Consider the following 18,916-nt stretch of genomic DNA (forward strand, 5'->3'; position numbering starts at 1 on the left):
GATGATCACGTGGGGGAAACTTTGACGACAGTGCTGATCATCGCCGTGGCTGCGGCAGTCGGTACCACCGGATGGCTGGCCGTGGCCGCGGCGCGGGCGCGGCGCCGGTACCGCAAGGCCATCGAGGAACGCGGCTGGCTGCTGGAACGCGAGCGCGAGAGCGCGACACGGGCCGCGGTCGATGCCGAACGGGCCCGGATCGCCGCGGAGTTGCACGACATCGTCAGCCACAACGTGAGCGTCATGGTGGTCCAGGCCGGAGCCGCCCGCGAGGTGCTCACCACCCTGCCCGAGGAAGCCGCCGCGGCGATGAGCGCCGTGGAGACCGCCGGCCGCAACACCATGACCGAGCTGCGGCACCTGCTCGGTCTGCTGGCCCCCGCCCAGGACGGCGAGGACGAGCCCTACGACGTGGACCTGTCGCCGCAGCCCAGCCTGAGCCGGCTGACCCCGCTCATCGACAAGATCGCTTTCGCCGGCCTGCCCGTCGAGATACGGATCTCCGGCGAGCCGCGCCCGCTGCCGACCGGGATCGACGTCACCGCCTACCGGATCATCCAGGAAGCCCTGACCAACGCGCTCAAACACGGAGACGGGACGAAAGCCGAAGTGACAGTGCGATACGCCGACCACCACCTGCGCGTCGAAGTGCTCAACAGCGGACCGAGCGTCCTGTCGGGCACGGCAGCCGCCCCGACCGCGCCGGTCCGGAAGCGAGCGGACGGCACCGGACGCGGCCTCCTCGGTCTGCACGAACGCGTCTCCGTCTACGGCGGCGACCTCGACGCCCGCCGCCGCCTCGGCGGCGGCTACCGCGTCCGCGCCCGCATCCCCCTGGACCGCCCGTGACCACGCCCACCGGGCCCGCCCCGCGCGTCGTGATCGCCGACGACCAGGAACTGCTGCGCACCGGCTTCCGCATGATCCTCACCGCCCGCGGCATCGACGTGGTGGGCGAAGCCTCCGACGGCGTCCAGGCCGTGACCGCCGTACGGGAACTGCGGCCCGACGTCGTGTTGATGGACATCCGTATGCCGCACATGGACGGCCTGGAAGCCACCCGCCGCATCCTCGCCCAGGCCCCGGAATGCCGGGTGATCATGCTGACCACCTTCGACCTCGACAAATACGTCTACGCCGCCCTTGCCGCCGGAGCCAGCGGCTTCCTCCTCAAGGACGTCACCCCCGCACACCTGGCCGCCGCGGTACGCCTGGTCGACACCGGTGACGCCCTACTCGCACCCGCGATCACCCGCCGCCTCGTGGAACGCTTCGCCTCCGACACCCGGACGCCGGGCACCAACCCGGGCCCGGGCCCCGCTGTCCCAGCCGTCCACCGAGACCTGGAGGCACTGACACCACGTGAGCGGGAGGTGCTGACGCTGATGGGCCGGGGCCTGTCCAACACCGAACTGGCCAGGCACCTGACACTCAGCGAAGCAACGGTGAAGACCCACGTCGCCAGGATCTTCTCCAAACTGGCCCTGCGCGACCGCGCCCAGGCCGTCGTCCTCGCCTACGAGACGGGCCTCGTCTCACCGGGCGACGCCAACGACGTCGTCAGTCCGTCGTGACGCACTCAGCGTGGCGGCACAACGAGCCCCCACTCGTACGCCGTGATCACAAGCTGGACCCGGTCCCGGGCGCCGAGCTTGGTGAACAGCCGCGACACATGTGACTTGGCGGTGGCCACCGTGATGAAGAGGTCTTCCGCGATCTCGGTGTTCGACCTGCCCTGTCCGATCAGGGTGAGGACCTCCTGTTCGCGCTGCGTGATGCCCTCGACCGGCCGCACCGAGCGCCGCGGGGCGTCTTCGCGGTGTCCGACGAAGTCCGCGATCAGGCGCCGCGTCACCCCCGGTGCGAGCAGTGAGTCTCCGGCCGCGACCACGCGGATCGCCGCGACGATGTCGTCCAGCGCCATGTCTTTGACCACGAAGCCGCTGGCGCCTGCACGCAGCGCTGCGTAGACGTGGTCGTCCTCGTCGAAGGTGGTCAGGACGAGGACCCGGGTATCGGTCGTGGCGTCGGTGATCAGGCGGGTCGCCTCGATGCCGTCCATGCCGGGCATGCGGATGTCCATCACCACGACGTCCGGACCGACTTCCGCGACACACCGGACCGCTTCGGCACCGGTCGCGGCCTCGCCGATGACCTCCAGTTCCGGGTACTCGCTCATGATCATGCGCAGGCCGGACCGCACCAGCGGCTGGTCGTCGGCGAGCACCACGCGTACGGTCATCGGCTCTCCAGCACGAGCGAGGTGTTTTCCGGCAGCGGCATCCGGGCCGAGACCCGGAAGCCGCCGTCGGGACGCGGTCCGGCACTGAAGCGACCGTTGAGCAGGGCGACCCTCTCCTGCATGCCCACGAGACCGAATCCGTGAGTGTGGTGCGGGCCCGGACCGGCGGGACGGGAGCCCGCTCCCCCGGTAGGGCCGGCCCCGTCATCGACGACCTCGACGGTCAGTTCGCGGTGCTCGTGTCCGATGGTCACCCGGCAGTGCCCGGTGCGGGCGTGCCGGACCACATTGGTGAGTGCCTCCTGCACGATGCGGTAGGCGGACAGGTCGATGTCGGGCGGCAGCGGGCGCGGCTCACCGGTGCGGCGTACGTCGACGTGGACCCCGGCGGCGGCCGTGCTCGTCGCCAGCCGCTCCACGTCGGCGAGTCCCGGCGCCGGCGGGAGCGGTGACGTGCGTGGGGCCGCCGTCTCACGATCTGCGCGGCGGAGCGAGACCAAGGTGCGCCGGAGACCGGAGAGCGTCTCCCTGCTGGTGGCCTCGATGGCCTGCAGGGCCTCCTGCGCCTTCGCAGGCTGTGTGCGGATCACCCGGCTGCCCGCGCCTGCCTGGATGGCGATGATGCCGACGCTGTGCGCGACCATGTCGTGCAACTCACGGGCTATCCGCAGCCGTTCCGCGGTGACAGCCTCGGTCACCTCCTGCGCCCGCAGGGCCACCGCGTGCTCGCGCCGCTCACGGACCAGCAGACCGACCGCACACGATGCGACCAGAGCCGGCAGCGCGATCAACACGTTGACGATCATGCTGTTGCCGTGGGAGAAGGCGGCAGCCATCAGCAGTTGCACGGTGACGACGCCGGTCGCGGCGGTGGCCGCGGTCCGCCGCGGGCGGGTGGCCACGATACGTACGAGAATGAAGTCGGCCGCCAGATAGGCGAGGAACTGTCCCTGGTGAGCGACCGACGACCGCGCCCCGGCGGGACTCGGGTCGCCCGCGATCATGAAGGAGACCCCCCACAGCACCAGCGTCAGAGCCGCCACGGGCGCGCGCCGCACCACTTCGGTGAGGAGCCCCAGGGCCAGCAGGGACCCCACGGCACGCATCGTGGCGGACGTTTGCGTGGCAGTCCCCACCAACAACCCGTGCACCATGACGTGCAGGAAACCTCCGGCCCACACCGTGGCTCTCGTCCTCATCGTGCGCGGGTCCGTTCCGACGTGCGGTCACGGTCCGCGCCGCGGTGCTGCGAGGAGGTGTTCGATCTGATGTTCATCCCGAGAGATTAGCCATCCCGCGACGGGCGGTCTCCATCCCCCGGGCTTACACCCGGGGATGGAATGCACGACCGAACTGCCATCTCCGGCCCGATGCCCGTACGGAGCCCCTCCCCGAGTGTTGTCCTCATGATCGAAGTCAACGAACTCACCAAGCGCTACGGCGACAAGACAGCCGTCGACCGGCTGACCTTCACCGTGCGGCCGGGCCGGGTCACCGGCTTCCTCGGCCCCAACGGGGCGGGCAAGACCACGACCCTGCGCATGATCCTCGGTCTGGACGCACCCACCGGCGGCACGGCCACCGTCACCGGTGTCCGCTTCCGCGGTCACGCACGCGGACTGCACCACGCGGGCGCCCTCCTGGACGCCCAGCAAGTGCACGGTGGGCGCAGCGCCAGGTCCCACCTCCGCGCCCTCGCAGCCAGTAACGGGATCGCACCGCGCCGAGCGGACGAGGTGCTTGAGGAGGTGGGGCTCGTCGGCGCCGCCGACCGCCGCGTCGGCGGGTTCTCCCTGGGCATGAAGCAACGTCTCGGTGTGGCCACCGCCCTGCTGGGTGACCCGCCGGTGCTCATGTTCGACGAACCGGTCAACGGCATGGACCCGGAAGGCGTGCTCTGGATGCGCCGCCTCTTTCGCCGCCTGGCCGCCGAGGGCCGCACCGTCTTCCTCTCCAGCCACCTGATGTCGGAAATGGAGAACACCGCCGACGACCTGGTCGTCATCGGGCGAGGCCGCCTCATCGCTGCCGAACCGGTATCGGACTTCGCCGCCCGCGGCACCCGGGGCACGGTGGTGGTGGGCACGCCTCAGGCCGCCGAGCTGACCGGCCTCCTGACTGCCGCAGGCGCGGCAGTCGCACCGGAGGGCTCCGGTGGCACCGAGAGACTCACGGTGACCGGGCTGTCCGCGGACAGTATCGGCGCACTCGCCCTCGACAACCGGATCGTGCTGACCGAACTGACCACTCGGACGGCCTCGTTGGAGGCCGCCTTCATGGAACTCACCGCCGACAGCGTCGAATACACGGCAGGACACACCTCATGACCACTGTCAGCCGCAGCACGGCGATCCCCTCCTCCGCCCGCATCGGGCACCCGCCTCGCTTCGCCGATCTCATCCGCTCCGAGTGGATCAAAATGCGCTCCCTGCGTTCCACCTGGTGGACCATTGCTCTGGTCGCCCTGTTCGTCATCGGCTCCGCAGCCGTGGCGGCGATCGCGGACAACAACCTCACCTCCCCTGGGCGGGACGGCCAGGAACCCCCTGTATTCCGGCCCTTCACCGCCTTCCCTACGGCCGGCTACATGACGCTCATGCTCGTCGCAGGCGCGATGGGCGCCCTGGGCGCGGTGAGCGAGTACAGCAACGGCATGATCCGCACCACCACAGTGGCCGTCCCCGCACGCGGCGCCGCGGTACTGGCCAAGGCAGTGACCACCGCCGGGCTGTGGACCGCCGTGGGTGCGCTCATCTCGCTCGGCTCCTTCCTGACCGCTCAGGCCGTCTTGAGTACGGAACAGGCCGGAGTGCCGCTCACCCATCCCGGGGTGTTGCGGGCACTGGTGGCATCCGCCCTCCTGACGCCACTCTGCGCGCTGATCGGTCTCGCCCTCGGCTTCCTGCTCCGCCACGGCGCCGCCACCATGATCGCCAGCACCTTCGTCCTGCTGATCCTGCCCACGCTCTTCTCGACGAGCACCCGCTGGTCCGCCACCGTCAACCACAGCACGCTGCTGGCCGCCTGGAAGCGCCTGGTCCAGAACTGGGGGCCCACACCGGACGACCTTGCGTTCATGCCCACCGTGCCCGGCTCCTGGCTCGTGTACGCACTCTGGCCGCTGATCGGCCTGACGCCGGCCGTGGTCCTCGTCCGGCGTCGCGACGTCTGAGCGGCCGGACCTGGACAGCGGAACGCGTACTGCCCTCCCGCTCACCGAGACCGCCTCGGCTCCGCGACTCCGCGACTCCGCGACTCCGCGACTCCGCGACCGGGACATGCGACCGAACGTGCTCAAGAAGTACGCCCCTTCGGAGGCGGTGCACGATGGCGTCAGCTGCGAACTGCGGGAGAGATTCGGGAGGCGACGTTCTGGGCAGCCTGGTTGAAGGCGTGAATCTGGGGTGCGGTATTGGCGACGAGCCAGGTGGGCGCCCACTCCAGGGGCGGTGCGTCGCTCAGCGGGAGATAGGCGACGCCGGGGCGTGCGTAGAACCGGGACACCTGGGCGCCCATCACGAAGGCCCCCTCGCCGGCGTCGATCAGGGCCAGGGCCTCTTGGAGCGTCTCGAACTGCGGACCCGGTTCGACGGGGCGGCCCTTCGGCGTCATGCAGGGGGTGCGGTCCGCACGCCAGTAGTCGGGGAAGGCTCCGGCCACCTGCAGCATCTTGACCGCGGCCAGGTCCTCCAGCGAGACGTCGGCACGGCGCGCGAGCGGGTGGCGGGACGACACCCCCAGCACCCGGGACTCGGAGAACAGGACCGGCCCGGTCACCATGTCGGGTTCGTGGTGCGGCAGGCTCACGACCAGAACGTCGACATCACCCGCGCGCAACCGCCGGAGGCCATCGACGATCTGCATCTCCCTGGGCCGAGCCCGCCACCCGGGATGACGTCGGTCGAACTGCTGGGCGGCCTGAACCATGAGCTGTCCGGCGGCCGCGCCGAGGAAGCCGACCTGGAGCACGCTGTCGACACCGTGCGCGGCGTTCGTCGCCTTCTCCAAGGCCGCCACGATCTGATCGTAGGCAGGACGTACGTCGTCGTAGAGCAGCCGACCCGCCTCGGTGAGGCAGACATGACGGCTGCTGCGTTCGAACAGCGGCGTGCCGATCTTGCGTTCCAGCCTCTTGACGGTCTGACTGATCCGGGCGGTGCTCACATGCAGACGTTCGGCCGTGCGACCGAAGTGCAACTCCTCCGCCAGCGTCAGGAACGCCTCCCACTCAAGCCGCTCCAGCACTCGACCCCCCGAACGTTAAATCCACCTTAACGACCGTTGCACTATGCCAGCTTGTTGGCGCGTCAGGCCCGTAAGAGCCTGAACTGCCTTCCGGCTGACGCCGGAAGCCGTGAGGACGTACCCAATCCATCCCCGTTCTCCGTGCCGGACCGACGGACGAACCCGTCCCTCCGACCAGGCCCTGCACTCCGAACGCAGAGCCTCCGAACTTTCCACCCGCACGGCCGGACCACGACGGACGGCGTGCCGCACAGACAAGGAACATCACCATGCGCGCCATAGGCCAGGACTCCTTCGGCGGACCGGACGTCCTGAAGATCATCGAGGTGCCGCGCCCAGTGCCCGGCCCCGCCGAAGTTCTTGTCCATGTACGTGCAGCAGGGGTGAACCCGACCGACTGGTGGCACCGGTCCACCGGAGGGCTGGCGGGCGATGTTCCGATCCGCCTTGGCTGGGACGTATCCGGCGTGGTCGAAGCCGCCGGGCCGGGGGTCACCCTGTTCGGGCCCGGCGACGAAGTATTCGGCATGCCACGCCAGCCGACTCCCGCCGGTACCTACGCCGAGTACGTGACCTCCCCGGCCAGGCACCTGATCCCCAAACCGCCAAACCTCTCCCACGTGAAGGCAGCTGCCCTCCCCCTGGCAGCGCTCACCGCGTGGCAGGCCCTGGTCGACACCGCCGACGTCCGTCGCGGGCAACGCGTGCTGATCCATGCCGCAGCCGGTGGCGTCGGACATATGGCCGTACAGATCGCCAAGGCGCGTGGCGCACACGTCATCGGCACGGCTCGCACCACCAACCACGATTTCGTACGAGGGTTGGGCGCCGACGAGGTCATCGACTACACCCGCACCGACTTCACCACCACCGCCCGCGACATCGACGTCGTGATCGACACCATCGGCGGCGACTACGGACCGCGCTCCCTCAAGACCCTGCGCCCGGGCGGCATCCTCGTCTCGCTCGCTTCCCCCGCCGAGGCGCACCTGGCCGACCAGGCCCGAACTCTCGGGCTCCGCTCCACCTTCATGATCACCGAAGCCGACCAGGCGGGGATGAAGGAGATCGCCTCCCTCGCCGCATCCGGCCGGCTGCGGGTACGCGTCGACACGGTCCTACCGCTCGAACAGGCTGCCAAGGCCCACGAGATCGGCGAGACCGGCCGTACCGCCGGAAAGATCGTTCTCACCGTCAACGGCTGATCCCCCTTCTGTCACCAACCCTCTGTCACGAACCCTTTGTCACGAGAGCAGGACCATGCGTCTGTTTCTTTCCTCCTGGAAACTCGGGGATGCCCCGGAGCTACTGGACGACCTCGTCAAGGGCGACCGGACCGCGGCCGTCATCGGCAACGCACTGGACGCCCTCCCCGCCCCGCAACGACAGCAGGCCACCGGCCGTGAGGTCACGATGCTGCGCGACCGCGGCTATCAGGCGACCGAGATTGACCTGCGGGACCACTTCGGTGATGCGGACACGCTCGCCGAGCGCCTGTCCGGCTTCGGCGTCGTCTGGGTCCACGGCGGCAACCCGTTCGTCCTGCGGCTGGCCATGGCCCTCAGCGGTGCCGACGAGATCCTGAGCGGCATGCTGCGCCGCGACGCCCTCGTCTACGCCGGTTGGAGCGCCGGCGCGTGCGTCCTGTCGCCCGGTCTGCGCGGCCTCGAACTCGTCGACGACCCCGCAGACGCCGTCACCGCCTACGGCCGACCCGCGCTCTGGGAAGGCCTCGGCCTGCTGGACTACGCCTTCGTCCCCCACTACCGCTCGCCGATCCCCGAGAGCGAGCCGATCGAGCGCGTCGTGGAGCGCTACGACCGCGAAGGAGTGCCCTACCGCGTCTTCCGCGACGGGGAAGTCACCCTCGTCGATCAACAGTCGACCACCGCAAGGCGATGACCCAAGTGACCGACACGAGCCGCCCGGGTCCACATGCCCCTCGGTCATAGTCGGTCGGCACCGTACTCGAAGGCGCTCCGGTCCATGTCGCCTGGAAGCCACCGGAGCCCGCCGCCACGACCCTGCCCGGGCAAGAGATGCACCACCCCTCCCCCGTCCTTGAATTGGAGTTCACCCATGCGCGTCTTCGTCACCGGGGCCACCGGCTACATCGGAGGTTCTGTCGCCGATCTGCTGCTGCGTTCCGGACACCAGGTCGAGGGTCTCGTCCGCACCGAGGACAAGACCCGTGAGCTGAAGCGGCGAGGCATCACCCCCGTCCTCGGCACTCTCGACGACAGCGCACTGCTCACCGCGCGAGCCCGCGCTGCCGACGCCGTCGTCAACGCCGCCGACAGCGACCACCGGGGCGCCGTCGAAGCGCTCGTCGAAGGACTCGCCGACACCGGCCGCGCCCTGGTGCACACCAGCGGCTCCAGCATCGTCAGCACCGACTCGCGCGGTGCTGTCGCGGACGAGGTGTTCACCGAGGAGATCGCCGCCCCCGGGGCGAGCTGGCGCCCTATCGAGGAGAAGGCCGACCGTGTCGCCCTTGACCGTTTCGTCCTGGACGCGGCGGACAGAGGCGTGCGTTCGGTCGTACTGTGCAACTCCCTCGTCTACGGCCACGGCCGGGGCACGGCACGCGACAGCGTGCAGATCCCTGTGCTCGCCCGGCAGGCCCGCGAAAACGGAGTCGTGCGGTACGTGGAAGAGGGCCGCACGGGATTTCCTGCCGTTCCTCCTGGCCGCCTGTCTCTACGCCACCGCGCAGTCCGGCCTGGCCGCCGCCCGACAGGCGCTCCTCGCCGGGCTGATCGCCAAGGAAGAACGCACCGGTGCGCTCGCCCACCTCCAGTCCACCCTCAACGCGGGCCTGGCCGTCGGCGCGGCCCTCGGCGGTCTCGCCCTCGCCACCCGAGTAGTAGGCCACCACAGCACCCGGGCGGCCACGGCGACGTCGAGCTCGGTGTTGGCGCCCGGTGCGACCTCCACGACGATGTCGACTCGGCGCCGCCCGCCACCAGCACGGTGCCGGGCGCGATACGCCCCGGTCCGCCGTCATGAACGGTCAGCGCGCGGTGGGCGGTCAGGGCCGGGAGGCCCAGGGCGGCGCCGAGTTCGAACGAAGGGTGGTCGGGCAGGGCGACGGCATGCCGGTCGGGGACGAGTGTGTACTGCTGTGCCGTCCCCCAGGGCCGCTCCCACGCGGCCTCCCAGATCCACACCCGCTGTCCGAGCCGCTTCGGGGCGACCTGCGAACCTACGGCATCGATCGCCCCGGGGCCGTCCTGGTGGTGCACCTTCGAAGAGGCTGTCGCCTCAGTCCCTGCCGACAGACTGCCGGGCGGCACGCTGCACAGTCTGGCCTCACACGCCATGGGCAGCACCATGGACATGGACACCCTGCACAAGGCCAGGCAGGCCCGGAACTGGATCGCCCACGAAGGAGCCTCAATCGGCGCCATCTGGTCAGTGGACCGCGACCGCATAATGACGGCCTCGCACGCGACGCCGCCGGGGTCCCTTGCGGTCACCTGGTTGGACGCGCAGAGAGGCATGCGCCGGAGTTTGTGGGGGTGTCTCAGCCCCAATGTGTCTCAGGCGGCGCAGTTCCCAGAGACGAGACGTGGAGGGCGTCGCGGCCACCTGCCGCCGTGGCCGCTCAGAGGTGGCCGTCCAGGAGCTCCCGTACCTCGGTGCTGGTCATAGGTCCCGTGCCGTGCGCCACCGCCTCTCCCTCCTTCAGCAGGACGTAGGAAGGGGCTCCGGTGATCCCGTACCGCTCGGTTGCGGCCGGGCATCGCGTGATGTCGGTGCGGACGGCCGTCAGGCGGCCCGTGTAGTCGTCGGCGATGCCTCCCACGACAAAGTCCATCACCCGGCAGGGCTCGATTGCCTTGGGCCATGTCCCGGTGAAGTATGCGAGGACCGGAACTCCGCTCATCCCGAGGATGAAATTGAACTCTGCGTCCTCACGGGGTCGGTGAACCCGGTTCGCCATGAAAGCTCCTGACCTCACGTTCCGTCATTCCATCCCCGTCATCCCTCGCGCGGTGTGCCAGGCCGGCCCGGCCGCTCGTCCGGTTGACCTGCCGGAAGGGAGGCACGGGGCCGTCACAGAACCACGGTGGTCCCCAGCGCGAGCGGCCTGGCCCCACTGGTGACCCGGCCTGACCGCCCCGCCGGTCGCCCAGCTGCAGCCCGCCGCGCGCCCGTGGGTCAACTCGTGCCAGAACAGCGTCCTCTACGAGGACATGAAAGCTGTTTTCCGAGGCATAGCGGTCCAAATCGCCGCCCAGATGCTCAATGAGCGGGTCGGTGCGCATCGTCCACCGGATCCAGTAGAGCCGAATCCACCACCGCGCTTCTCAGAGACAGCGTCCCCGACGGGCTTGTGGAGGCCTCGTCTGGTCTTCACATCACCCCCCGGTCTCAGCTGGCTCATACCGCTCTTCCCCGCGCCGCATGAGCCAGCTGATGACACCGAGAACGAGGCATGATTCCTGGACCGCTCGCGGAGGCGGTCGTAAACGGTCGAAGTAAGCGTCAGCTGACGCGAAGACCGACCGCCAGCGTCAGTTCAAGGACCCGGTGTGGCGATGCGAGATCCGGAAACAGCTCCCGCACCTGCGACATCCGATACCGGACTGTCTGGGGATGGACGAACAACGCCGCCGCCACCTCGTCCCGCCTGCCCTGGTGCAGCAGCCAGGCCCGCAACGTCTCCTCCAGCCGCCGTGCGGTCGCGACAGGCAAGGTCCGCAACGGTGCGAGGGCTCGGGCACGCAGGTCTGCGAACGCGTCCGCGTCGGCGCTCAGCACCAGCTCGGGCAGGTGGGCCTCGGTGTCGCGAATATCGGAGGAGAGGGAGCGCGCGCGTACGGCTCGTGCGTACGAGGCGGACGCACGGGTCCATGGCCGGGCCGGGCCGACCACGGCGGTGCGGTCGGTCAGATGCCGCAAGAGACGTGATCGGTCGGCATCGGGGACGAGCAGCACACCGGTGGCATCCGGCAGATCGTCGAGGACGAGGGTGCTCGGGTCGAGGGCGCGGTAGGCCGGCCGAGCCTGGGCGGCGGGCAGCAGGACCGCGGTCAGCGAACCCGGAGGCTGCCACCCGGCTCGTTGAACAGAGGCCAGCAGCACGTCCGGGCTCGCGCCGGCGAGGAGGTCGCGGGCCAGGTGTTCCAGGTGGCGCTCCTGGTCCCTGCCCCGGGCGGCCAGTTCGTCGGCGTGGCCCGCGGCGCTCGCGGCGGAGAGCTCGTCGATGTAAGCGAAGGTCAGCTCGGCGAACTTGGCGACCTCGGCAGCAGGCAGGCCTGCGGGTACGGCACCCGCCGCCAGACATCGCCAGGCCACGCGGGCGCCGACGCGGTAGGCGCTGAGCAGGGCGTCCATCGAACGGCCGTCGCGCACCTCGCCGCGGCCCAGCTCGTAGGCTGCGTCACCGGCGTCGCCGCCTGTGGCGTTCCCGCTCGCGAGGTCCAGGTAGTGACCCAGGGCGGTGCGGACGGCTCGGCGGATGGTGGCGCCCATGCTGCCCGAAAGGGCGTTGGCGTAGGAAGGGACCTCGTCAATGATCGCCTGGACGACCTCGTCGGCGGTGGTCTTCAGCGCGGCCCGAAGTGCGGTGACCGTCGTCTCATCCAGGGCCAGTCCGCTGGCCCTCCGGATTGCATCGTTCACGTTCTTGTTCCCTGCGAACAATTCAGCCGACCAGATTTACGTCCTGCGGTCAGGACTTTACACCTTGAGGCGCAGCAAGCTGGAGTCATGACGAGTACAGCTCTGCGCAGCAGGGCGTGGAAACTGCTGGAGATGGCCACGACGCCGCTGCTGCCGTCGGACTACCTCGACCTGGTCAGCCCGCTGCGTGCGGGCGCTGACCTGCGTGGGCGCATCGAGGCCGTGCACCCCGAGACGCGTGACGCCGCGACCATCGTGATCAGGCCGGGACGGGGCTGGCGCGGCCACACGGCCGGTCAGTACGTGCGGATCGGAGTCGACGTCGACGGGGTGCGCCTGTGGCGTGCCTACTCCCTCACCTCGCCGACCAGCCGCCAGGACGGCCGCGTCACGATCACCGTGAAGGCGATCCCGGACGGCAAGGTCAGCAACCACCTGGTCCGCAAGGCCAGACCGGGCACGCTGATCCAGCTCGACCAGCCGACCGGTGACTTCGTGCTGCCGCGGGCCAAGCCCGCCAAGGTGCTCTACCTGACGGCCGGCAGCGGCATCACGCCCGTGATGGGCATGCTGCGCGACACCGAGTTCGACGACGTCGTCATGGTCCACTGCGCGCCACAGCCGCAAGACGTGATCTTCCGCAACGAACTGCACGACCTGGTCGCGGACAAGAAGCTGCGGCTCACCGAGGTGCACACCACCACAGATGGCATGCTCGACATCGCCCGTCTCGACGAACTCGTGCCCGACTGGGCCGAGCGCGAGACCTGGGCCTGCGGGCCCGCGGGCCTGCTCGACGCCGCCGAAGAGCACTGGACCGAGCACGGCGTCCAAGAGAGCCTGCACACCGAACGCTTCCGCCCCAGCGTCGTCGTCACCGGCGACGGCGGCGAGGTCACGTTCAGCGCCACCGGCAAGACCGTCGACGCGGACGGTGCCACGCCGTTGCTGGACATCGGCGAGGAGGCCGGCGTGCTCATGCCCTCCGGGTGCCGCATGGGCATCTGCTTCGGATGCGTCACGCCACTCAAGGCGGGCGCCGTTCGCGACCTGCGTACCGGCGAGATCACCGAGGCCGAGCCGGGCGTCCTCATCCAGACCTGCGTGTCCGCCGCGGCGGGCCCCTGCGACATCGAACGGTAGGAGCACCTTGACCGCCATCGACCCCACTGCCCACCTGGCCGCGGAGCAGATCGAGGAGCTGGGCCGCGAGCTGGACGCGATCCGCGACGAGGTGATCGCCGACCGCGGCGAGAAAGACGCCGCCTACATCCGCAAAGTCATCTCAGCGCAGCGCAAGCTCGAACTGGTCAGCAGGGGCGTGCTGCTGTTCTCGATCTTCCCGCCCGCCTGGCTGCTCGGCACCGCCGGGCTGTCCGTGGCGAAGATCATGGACAACATGGAGATCGGCCACAACATCCTGCATGGCCAGTGGGACTGGATGCGAGACCCGAAGATCCACTCCACCACCTGGGAATGGGATCACGTCTCGCCGTCCGAGCAGTGGAAGCACTCGCACAACGAGCTGCACCACACGTACACCAACGTGATCGGCAAGGACAACGACCTCGGCTACGGCATCATGCGCGTCGACGAGGACCAGAAGTGGCACCCGTTCCACCTCGGCCAGCCGCTGTGGAACTTCATCAACGCCTGCTTCTTCGAGTACGGCATCGCAGCGTACGACCTGGAGCTCGGCAAGAACCTGCCCAAGAGCCGCCGCAAGAACCCAAAGTTCCGCGCGCGGGCCAAGGCCGTGGGCCGCAAGATCCGCAAGCAGGTGCTCAAGGACTACGTGATCCACCCGCTCCTGTCGGGCCCGTCGTTCCTCCCCACGCTCGGCGCCACGTTCACCGCGAACCTGGTCCGCAACATCTGGACCCACTCGGTGATCATGTGCGGGCACTTCCCCGAGGGCGTGCAGGTCTTCGAGCGCCGGTCGATCAAGGGCGAGACACGCGGCCAGTGGTACCTGCGCCAGATGATGGGCTCGGCGAACATCAGCGGCAGCAAGGCCATGCACTTCATGACCGGCAACCTGTCACACCAGATCGAGCACCACCTGTTCCCGGACCTGCCGAGCAACCGGTACGCCGAGGTCGCGGTGAAGGTGCGCGCGCTGTTCGAAAAGTACGAGCTGGAATACGTCACCGGGCCGCTGCCCAAGCAGGTGGCCTCCGCGTGGCGCAAGGTCTTCCGGCTCTCGCTGCCGAACAAGAAGCCCAAGGTCAAGACTCTGGACCGCGAGCAGGAGCTCGTCGCGGCCTGATTCCCGGCTCGGGACGCGGCGAGTCGATTCCACCGCCCGCTTGAATGCGTGCATCGCGTCTGGTCGGGAACTCGCCTCAGTATGGGAAGCATCAGTAAGGTGGAGAAGGCCCTGGAGAAGTTGACCGACCCGCTGTGGGAGCGCCTGCTGCCTGCGCAGCGGGACCAGCCAGAAGTGCTGGCCGAGCTCCGCCAGACATGCGATGACAATACGATCATCGTCGATCGGCAGCGCGTCCTTGCACCCAACATCTACACACTTGAGCTCCCGACAACTGCTCACCGGCGGCTGGCCAAGTACAAGGCACAAATGCAACGCCAGCTCGGCGCTCAGGTCTGCCGGCACGCGGCTGAGCAGGGTTACACATTTCCCGGCCCGGTCTCAGTACACGTACATGCCGCTCCAGACGACACTGTCGGCCTATTTCGTCTGCACAGCGCGGTCAATCCCAGCTGAGCGGGACGCGGCGGGCCAGTCGAAGCCTCCGGAAAGCGACAGAGTCCCGGAGGCTTGTACTGGCTCAGAACCGGGCGTGCGTGGTGATGTCCGGCTCGAACTGGTTGATCATCTGAGGTGTCACCGTGGGACGGCACTGCGCGATCGCCTCCAGGTAGCCCGCCGTAGTCGCTCCCGGCAGAGCCTCACCGTCACTGGGTGCAGGTGCGCCGAGCGTGCACGACGTCCCGGCCTGACGGGTGCCGCATGGAAGCTTCGGCCACTCGTTCATCACCGCTCTCGGCCGACCTGGCCAGTGAGGCGAGGAGCACATGGAGCGTCTTGAGGCCCTCCAGTGAGCCGGGCGGACCGCAGACAGCAGACGGTCGAGATCGTTGCGCTGCTCCAACGGGCACCTCGTACGTGACCCCGCGCGGCCCGCCGCGAACAGCTCAGGATCAGCATGGTGGCGAGGGCCGGGCCAAGGGCGACGCCCATGAGGTAGGCGAGACGTGGTGATCTTCTTGATCTCCCGACGCTCCGGCAGTGGGAACGCCCTCGGCCGCCCACCCCCGTACCTCGGGTAGAGCGAGCCGAAGCCGTCCGCGTTGAAGCTGTGGATCACGTCCCGGACCCGAAGGGCATCAAGGGGAGACCGGCGCCGGATGCATCCTGGAGTTCCGCGACCCGGACAACATCGCCCTGAAGCTCTTTGCCCCGGCGCCCCGAGGCCGAGCCCATCATGCTGCCCTGCTCTTTGTGGCTGGCGTGGTCGGGGGCGACGTAGCGGAGTGCGGTGAACTGGGCCTCGATCCGGTTGAGCGAGGAGCTGTTGGTCGGAGGTGTAAGCGATCTCGACGTTGTTCACTGCGGGCCAGGCCCCGACCCGCTGACATCGCTTCGTTGTCAGGTGCGGCGAGTAGTTGTCGCAGACGATGCACAAGGCGTCCGTACTAGGCGCCCCGTCGAGATCGACCCACGCCAATCCTCTGTACAGGCGCGTCCGTCGTTCAGGCCGCGGCACGGAAGACGTACGCCGTCATCGGGGCGGTGACCGGCCCAGGGCCCAGCCGTGCCGTCATCTCCTCGATGACAGTGGCCCGGACAGCCGGTCCGTCGCCGCGCTCCTCAACGGCCGCGCGCACCGGCGTCCCGGTGAGGTACCCGGTGGCAAGGTCGGCGGTCGACGCGGCCTGGCCCTGAAGCGTCAGCTCCTGCTCGTCCTCGACGGTGAACCCGGCGGCCGCCAGATCAGCCCCTACGACAGCGGGGTCGGCATAGCCGTGCGGAACCGTCTGGAAGAACCGTGGCGGGTCGACCGGAAAGGCCCGCTCCAGCCCAGCCTGCAGCGCGACTTCGAAGGCGTGCGTCCCGAACGGGCCCCAGGTGTTGAACAGGAATCGACCGCCCGGGGCCAGCACCCGGCGGATCTCGGTGAAGGCCTCGATGTGGTCGGGGAAGAACATCACACCGAACTGGCAGACCACCAGGTCGAATCCCCCGTCCGGGAACGGCAGTTGCTGCGCATCGGCCTGCCGCCATACCGCGCCCGGAGCCCGGGTCGACCCGAAAGCGACCATGGCCTCATTCAGGTCGGTGGCCGTCACCTCGGCCGAGGGTGTCGCTGCGAGCAGGTTCGCTGTCAACACGCCCGTCCCTGCAGCGAGTTCGAGGACTCGCCGAGGGTGGAGTGTCGCCGCCCGGGCGGTCAGGTCCTCGGCGAACGGCCGGAAGACCACTGGCACGAGGTACTGCTCATAGGCTGCCGGCATGGATTCGGACCATCGCTGGTCGGCATTGATTCCTGTCACCCTCATGACGGTAGCGCCGCGTCAGGAAACCTCTTCCTTGCCGCGCCGCCATGCACCCTGGGCTGGACCCACCCGACAAAGCGGCAGGGCAAGCCTTCTCTGACACGACCGAGGCCGAGTGCAAGGTGACGAGCGGTAAAGCGTGGACAAAGGACAGCGGTCGTTACGGCCGACTGCACATCAACCTCACCCGCCAAGGCGACGGCTGGAGCGACGTTCCCGGCCTTGGCGAGGAGGCATACGCAGAGTCCCGCTCCGAGTCCGCCTCCAGCGGCCGACCCGGACGCCGGGCCAAGGCCGAGCTGACCGCCCTTCTCGGCAAGGACGTCCTCAACGTCGAATACGTTGCCCAGCCGAGCACCCCCGAGGGCGCTCGGGAGGTCGCCGTGGCTATGTCGGCAAGAGTGCTGGGGGACTGTGAGCAGCCGCAACCGCACCCGCACGGCCCTGTTGACAGCGCTGTCGATCGTACTGATCGTCCTGGCCAGTAGCGCGGTGGGCATCTGGTTCCACCGTGACGAGGAGTCCGACCGCCGCGCCCGGGTCGACCAGCAGCGCCCGTCCCCGACGGCCCCCCTTCCCAGACCCGTTCGTCACCGGCCCGCCACGGTGACCACCCGGCTCGCTTGAAACTGCTGAGTGGGTCGTCGAGCTTGGGACTCGGGCAGAGCGCGCCACCGCTTGAGGTGCACCGTGGGGACTGGCAGCTGGCGTACGGCATCCGAGCTTGCACGCACTGCAAGCCCGGATGCCGCGTTGGGGATCTTGGAGCAGAGCTCAGCCCGCAGCCGGGGCGGCGCCAGCACCGAACAGCGGTACTTCCGAGGGGCTCAGATCGGGGCGCAGTCGGGCGAGGCGTACCGGATGTCTCCAGGCTCCCGTTCCTGTGCGGTGTCGACCTCGATCTCGGTGACCAGGTCGAGCACCACCAAGGAGGTCACCGACGAGGACGGACTGCTGCATGTCTCCAACGTCTACGGCAGCTGACCTGCCATCCGCACCGCAGCGGACACCGTCGACGAGCTGACGGCCCTACTGCCCACGGCCTCTCGGGCCGTCGCCAAACGCAAGCACGAGTACGAGGCGACAGGCGCGGTGCTAGGCGATCCCGTCGATGGGTGCGTGGACGCGCCGTTCGATCGGGGTACCGCTTGCCGGGAAAGACGGGACAGGTGTCGCCGCAACCCATGGTGATGCGCCGGGCGTTGTGCACGCAGACGAACAGCGCCGACGACTTCGCGGCAGGGATGTCCGACACGGGCGGATCCTTCCAGGGCGGCAGCCTGCTCGGTCGCCGGGGCAGGGGCGGCGCGAGGGGGGTAGTGAGGTCGACCGCTTTGCAGGGTCATGGATCGGCTGTCAGTGGCCAGTTGGAGGTGGCTCGGCTCATCCTCCAGCCAGCAGGCGTCCGGACGAACTTGGTGGTCTTGTGACTGCTTCACAAGCCCTGTCGGGAAGTTCTTCATGGCCCAGCGTGGATGTCAGTCAGCTGCAGCAGCCGCCGATGGCATGAGGTCGCGCCGTCCGTAGACGCGGTGGGTTGGCCAGGTGGGTTGGCCAGGAGAGTACTGCGCTGATCGCAGTCGGGCACTCCCTAATTTTCGGGATACTCCCTCGCCGTTGTGCGGTCCACCCTCATAACCACAAGGCGCCGCGCATGACATCACACACCCGTCAACGCGCCTGCGCACAGAGGGCAGATCTGCCCTGAAAGGGGAAGAGAAAGATGGCACCCGAGAAGCCACAACAGGTGACCGAGGCCGATGGCGTGATCACGGTCGAGGCGGAGCGGGCCCCCGACGAGGCGGCCTCCGCGGCCGCCTCGGGCGCATGGTGGGCCTTCATCACCGCGCACCGCATCTTCAACCGGCAGATCAACATCCCCGGCACCGTGCCTGGGAACCTGGTCTTCGCGTCCCTGACGGAGTGCGCGGTCGGCAGCAACACCCCGTTCCTGGGGGCGGCGACCATGCATACCTACAACGTCGTTCCTGGCGACGGCCACGTGCTGATCCGCGGGGAAGTCGACTGGGACGACGACCTTCTCATCCGCGTCAGCCTCTACTTCGGCTGATGGCGGCGGGCCGGGCGGCATGCTCGTCACGCGTGTACCGCCCGCGCTCACTGCCACAGTTGTGCGACGGCCTCTGGCCTGCCCAGTCCGTGCACGCAAACCAACGAGGCCGGGCCATGGCGGGGGACTTGGCTGTACTCCCCCAATACCGTGCTCACTCGCCCCGCTGACACACCCAGTCCCAGCCTCTCACCCCACAACCCGCAGTA

Annotated in this window: 18 protein-coding genes and 1 pseudogene; 12 read left to right on the plus strand and 7 right to left on the minus strand. The window is 68.9% G+C overall.

The features are described 5' to 3' along the window. Nucleotides 1-30: 30 nt before the first annotated feature. Nucleotides 31-849 carry a sensor histidine kinase gene (locus tag ACFVYL_RS24005; RefSeq protein ID WP_389719447.1) on the plus strand — a complete coding sequence of 273 codons (819 nt, stop codon included), beginning with the start codon at nucleotides 31-33 and terminating at the stop codon, nucleotides 847-849. 71 nt (nucleotides 850-920) lie between these two features. Further along, nucleotides 921-1,574 (plus strand): response regulator, encoded by a 654-nt coding sequence (locus ACFVYL_RS24010; RefSeq protein ID WP_389719449.1) that lies wholly within the window; start codon nucleotides 921-923, stop codon nucleotides 1,572-1,574. 5 nt (nucleotides 1,575-1,579) lie between these two features. On the opposite strand, the gene ACFVYL_RS24015 is transcribed toward ACFVYL_RS24010, so the two are convergent. Then, nucleotides 1,580-2,242, minus strand: coding sequence for a response regulator (locus ACFVYL_RS24015; protein ID WP_389719322.1), 663 nt, complete (start codon nucleotides 2,240-2,242; stop codon nucleotides 1,580-1,582). Beyond that, complete coding sequence (locus ACFVYL_RS24020; protein ID WP_389719324.1) at nucleotides 2,239-3,348, minus strand: sensor histidine kinase; 1,110 nt, start codon at nucleotides 3,346-3,348, stop codon at nucleotides 2,239-2,241. The genes ACFVYL_RS24015 and ACFVYL_RS24020 overlap by 4 nt, the downstream gene beginning before the upstream one ends. A 300-nt stretch (nucleotides 3,349-3,648) precedes the next feature. Between ACFVYL_RS24020 and ACFVYL_RS24025 the strand changes: the two genes are divergently transcribed. Then, complete coding sequence (locus tag ACFVYL_RS24025) at nucleotides 3,649-4,569, plus strand: ATP-binding cassette domain-containing protein (RefSeq protein WP_389719325.1); 921 nt, start codon at nucleotides 3,649-3,651, stop codon at nucleotides 4,567-4,569. Further along, complete coding sequence (locus ACFVYL_RS24030) at nucleotides 4,566-5,414, plus strand: ABC transporter permease (RefSeq protein WP_389719327.1); 849 nt, start codon at nucleotides 4,566-4,568, stop codon at nucleotides 5,412-5,414. The genes ACFVYL_RS24025 and ACFVYL_RS24030 overlap by 4 nt, the downstream gene beginning before the upstream one ends. A 161-nt stretch (nucleotides 5,415-5,575) precedes the next feature. Here the strand turns inward: ACFVYL_RS24030 and ACFVYL_RS24035 are convergent, their stop codons facing one another. Further along, nucleotides 5,576-6,487, minus strand: a complete 912-nt coding sequence (locus ACFVYL_RS24035) for a LysR family transcriptional regulator (RefSeq protein WP_389719328.1) — start codon at nucleotides 6,485-6,487, stop codon at nucleotides 5,576-5,578. Between the two features lie 269 nt (nucleotides 6,488-6,756). Between ACFVYL_RS24035 and ACFVYL_RS24040 the strand changes: the two genes are divergently transcribed. The 3 genes from ACFVYL_RS24040 to ACFVYL_RS24050 all read left to right on the plus strand — a co-directional run bounded on the left by ACFVYL_RS24040 (nucleotide 6,757) and on the right by ACFVYL_RS24050 (nucleotide 9,496). Then, nucleotides 6,757-7,692, plus strand: a complete 936-nt coding sequence (locus tag ACFVYL_RS24040) for an NADP-dependent oxidoreductase (protein WP_389719329.1) — start codon at nucleotides 6,757-6,759, stop codon at nucleotides 7,690-7,692. Nucleotides 7,693-7,747: 55 nt separating this feature from the next. Continuing rightward, nucleotides 7,748-8,389 (plus strand): Type 1 glutamine amidotransferase-like domain-containing protein, encoded by a 642-nt coding sequence (locus tag ACFVYL_RS24045; RefSeq protein ID WP_389719330.1) that lies wholly within the window; start codon nucleotides 7,748-7,750, stop codon nucleotides 8,387-8,389. A 177-nt stretch (nucleotides 8,390-8,566) separates the two neighbouring features. Continuing rightward, a complete protein-coding gene (locus tag ACFVYL_RS24050; RefSeq protein WP_389719331.1) occupies nucleotides 8,567-9,496 on the plus strand; it encodes an NAD-dependent epimerase/dehydratase family protein in 930 nt (309 codons plus the stop codon). A 598-nt stretch (nucleotides 9,497-10,094) separates the two neighbouring features. Here ACFVYL_RS24050 and ACFVYL_RS24055 read toward each other — a convergent pair. Together ACFVYL_RS24055 and ACFVYL_RS24060 are read right to left on the minus strand one after the other, a co-directional pair. Beyond that, complete coding sequence (locus ACFVYL_RS24055) at nucleotides 10,095-10,433, minus strand: thioredoxin family protein (protein ID WP_389719332.1); 339 nt, start codon at nucleotides 10,431-10,433, stop codon at nucleotides 10,095-10,097. A gap of 545 nt (nucleotides 10,434-10,978) precedes the next feature. Further along, nucleotides 10,979-12,118, minus strand: coding sequence for a PucR family transcriptional regulator (locus tag ACFVYL_RS24060; protein WP_389719333.1), 1,140 nt, complete (start codon nucleotides 12,116-12,118; stop codon nucleotides 10,979-10,981). Nucleotides 12,119-12,205: 87 nt separating this feature from the next. Between ACFVYL_RS24060 and ACFVYL_RS24065 the strand changes: the two genes are divergently transcribed. The 3 genes from ACFVYL_RS24065 (at nucleotide 12,206) to ACFVYL_RS24075 (ending at nucleotide 14,843) form a co-directional block, all read left to right on the plus strand. Further along, nucleotides 12,206-13,261, plus strand: coding sequence for a ferredoxin reductase (locus ACFVYL_RS24065; protein ID WP_389719335.1), 1,056 nt, complete (start codon nucleotides 12,206-12,208; stop codon nucleotides 13,259-13,261). A gap of 7 nt (nucleotides 13,262-13,268) precedes the next feature. Next, nucleotides 13,269-14,387, plus strand: coding sequence for a fatty acid desaturase family protein (locus ACFVYL_RS24070; RefSeq protein ID WP_389719337.1), 1,119 nt, complete (start codon nucleotides 13,269-13,271; stop codon nucleotides 14,385-14,387). Nucleotides 14,388-14,486: 99 nt separating this feature from the next. Then, on the plus strand, nucleotides 14,487-14,843 hold the full coding sequence (locus tag ACFVYL_RS24075) for a DUF3662 domain-containing protein (RefSeq protein WP_389719338.1): 357 nt from the start codon (nucleotides 14,487-14,489) through the stop codon (nucleotides 14,841-14,843). A 717-nt stretch (nucleotides 14,844-15,560) separates the two neighbouring features. Here the strand turns inward: ACFVYL_RS24075 and ACFVYL_RS24080 are convergent. Continuing rightward, nucleotides 15,561-15,762 (minus strand): annotated as a pseudogene (locus tag ACFVYL_RS24080) (IS630 family transposase); the annotation flags it as partial. A gap of 70 nt (nucleotides 15,763-15,832) precedes the next feature. Continuing rightward, entirely contained in the window at nucleotides 15,833-16,594 is a 762-nt protein-coding gene (locus ACFVYL_RS24085) for a class I SAM-dependent methyltransferase (RefSeq protein WP_389719339.1), read from the minus strand. Between the two features lie 456 nt (nucleotides 16,595-17,050). Here ACFVYL_RS24085 and ACFVYL_RS24090 point away from each other — a divergent pair, with 456 nt between their 5' ends. Both ACFVYL_RS24090 and ACFVYL_RS24095 read left to right on the plus strand, forming a co-directional pair. Continuing rightward, nucleotides 17,051-17,263, plus strand: coding sequence for a hypothetical protein (locus ACFVYL_RS24090; protein ID WP_389719341.1), 213 nt, complete (start codon nucleotides 17,051-17,053; stop codon nucleotides 17,261-17,263). A 1,096-nt stretch (nucleotides 17,264-18,359) separates the two neighbouring features. Beyond that, nucleotides 18,360-18,707 (plus strand): hypothetical protein, encoded by a 348-nt coding sequence (locus ACFVYL_RS24095; RefSeq protein ID WP_389719342.1) that lies wholly within the window; start codon nucleotides 18,360-18,362, stop codon nucleotides 18,705-18,707. Nucleotides 18,708-18,916: the final 209 nt, after the last annotated feature.

The sequence above is a fragment of the Streptomyces sp. NPDC058308 genome (assembly GCF_042880275.1).
Classification (GTDB): domain Bacteria; phylum Actinomycetota; class Actinomycetes; order Streptomycetales; family Streptomycetaceae; genus Streptomyces.

What these genes read in the sequence shown, in the direction of transcription:
- ACFVYL_RS24010 (WP_389719449.1), top strand. Translation starts at nt 921, where the DNA reads ATGATCCTCACCGCCCGCGGCATCGACGTGGTGGGCGAAGCCTCCGAC.
- ACFVYL_RS24015 (WP_389719322.1), bottom strand. Translation starts at nt 2,242, where the DNA reads ATGACCGTACGCGTGGTGCTCGCCGACGACCAGCCGCTGGTGCGGTCC.
- ACFVYL_RS24020 (WP_389719324.1), bottom strand. Translation starts at nt 3,348, where the DNA reads ATGCGTGCCGTGGGGTCCCTGCTGGCCCTGGGGCTCCTCACCGAAGTG.
- ACFVYL_RS24025 (WP_389719325.1), top strand. Translation starts at nt 3,649, where the DNA reads ATGATCGAAGTCAACGAACTCACCAAGCGCTACGGCGACAAGACAGCC.
- ACFVYL_RS24030 (WP_389719327.1), top strand. Translation starts at nt 4,566, where the DNA reads ATGACCACTGTCAGCCGCAGCACGGCGATCCCCTCCTCCGCCCGCATC.
- ACFVYL_RS24040 (WP_389719329.1), top strand. Translation starts at nt 6,757, where the DNA reads ATGCGCGCCATAGGCCAGGACTCCTTCGGCGGACCGGACGTCCTGAAG.
- ACFVYL_RS24045 (WP_389719330.1), top strand. Translation starts at nt 7,748, where the DNA reads ATGCGTCTGTTTCTTTCCTCCTGGAAACTCGGGGATGCCCCGGAGCTA.
- ACFVYL_RS24050 (WP_389719331.1), top strand. Translation starts at nt 8,567, where the DNA reads ATGCGCGTCTTCGTCACCGGGGCCACCGGCTACATCGGAGGTTCTGTC.
- ACFVYL_RS24055 (WP_389719332.1), bottom strand. Translation starts at nt 10,433, where the DNA reads ATGGCGAACCGGGTTCACCGACCCCGTGAGGACGCAGAGTTCAATTTC.
- ACFVYL_RS24065 (WP_389719335.1), top strand. Translation starts at nt 12,206, where the DNA reads ATGACGAGTACAGCTCTGCGCAGCAGGGCGTGGAAACTGCTGGAGATG.
- ACFVYL_RS24085 (WP_389719339.1), bottom strand. Translation starts at nt 16,594, where the DNA reads ATGCCGGCAGCCTATGAGCAGTACCTCGTGCCAGTGGTCTTCCGGCCG.
- ACFVYL_RS24095 (WP_389719342.1), top strand. Translation starts at nt 18,360, where the DNA reads ATGGCACCCGAGAAGCCACAACAGGTGACCGAGGCCGATGGCGTGATC.